The organism is Streptomyces sp. NPDC127092 (assembly GCF_042722475.1).
Taxonomy (GTDB): domain Bacteria; phylum Actinomycetota; class Actinomycetes; order Streptomycetales; family Streptomycetaceae; genus Streptomyces.
In genome coordinates this window covers 1-1,214 of sequence record NZ_JBHXFE010000314.1, presented here as the reverse complement: position 1 = coordinate 1,214, position 1,214 = coordinate 1, and the positions used below count along the sequence as shown (strand labels likewise).

At 74.0% G+C, this 1,214-nt stretch carries 1 protein-coding gene; it reads right to left on the bottom strand.

The genetic code is table 11. The features are described from left to right. Positions 1–99: 99 nt before the first annotated feature. Positions 100–1,214 (bottom strand): aromatic amino acid lyase (locus tag ACFWJO_RS40010; protein ID WP_386873246.1); only part of this gene is annotated, 1,115 nt, incomplete at its 5' end.

The window sequence follows — 1,214 nt, the reverse complement described above, 5'->3', positions numbered from 1 at the left end:
GCCCCCCCCCGAGAAAAAAGGTTGTCCACCCCCTGCTTTTTCGCGCACACCCATTGCCTTCTCCCCCACCACTCTGTGGCCTCTGACCGCTCTGCGGCGTCAGTGCCCCTCGGCCTCGGCGCCCTCGGACTCCTTGGCCAGGTCCTGCGGCTCGGCATCGGCGGACACGCCCGCGAGCGCCTCCGCCACGGCGGCCAGCACGGACCCGTCGCGCAGGGCCTGCTCGGCGGCGGCCAGCTGCGGGGCCATGTACTGGTCCGGGCCGGGGCCGGGGACGCCGGCCTCGCGGATCACGCGGACGGCGGCACCGGTCGCGGCGGAGGGCTGCAGTGGGGCGCGCAGCTCGATCGCGCGGGCGGCGGCCACGAGCTCGACGGCGAGCACGCGGCGGAAGTTCTCCACGGCCGAGCGCAGCTTGCGGGCGGCGTGCCAGCCCATGGAGACGTGGTCCTCCTGCATCGCGGAGGACGGGATGGAGTCCACGGACGCGGGCACGGCCAGGCGCTTCATGTCCGAGACGAGCCCGGCCTGCGTGTACTGGGCGATCATCATGCCGGAGTCCACGCCCGGGTCGTCCACGAGGAACGCGGGCAGCCCGTGTGAGCGGGCCGGGTCCAGCATGCGGTCGGTGCGGCGCTCGGACATGCTGGCGACGTCGGCCACCGGGATGGCCAGGAAGTCCAGCACGTACGCCACGGGCGCCCCGTGGAAGTTGCCGTTCGAGCTCACCCGGCCGTCGTCGAGCACCACCGGGTTGTCCACGGTCGCGGCGAGCTCGCGCTCGGCCACGGTGCGCACGTACGCGAGGGTGTCGCGCAGGCCGCCGGCCACCTGCGGGGCGCAGCGCAGCGAGTAGGCGTCCTGCACGCGGGAGTCGCCCTCCTTGTGGCTGGCCACGATCGGCGAGCCCGCCAGGATCTTCAGCATCCGCTCCGCGGAGGCCGCCTGGCCCGGGTGGGGGCGCAGCGGGAAATGCAGCTCCCGCACGAACACGCGGTCGGTGCCGAGCAGTGCCTCCACGGACATGGCGGCGGTGAGGTCCACGGTGTCGGCGAGCTCGTCGAGGTCCGCCAGGGCCATGATCAGCATGCCGAGCATGCCCTCGGTGCCGTTGACGAGGGCCAGGCCCTCCTTCTCCCGCAGCTCGACCGGCTCGATCCCGGCCTCGGCGAGCGCCTCGCCGGCCGGACGCAGCGCGCCGTCCTCCCCGACGA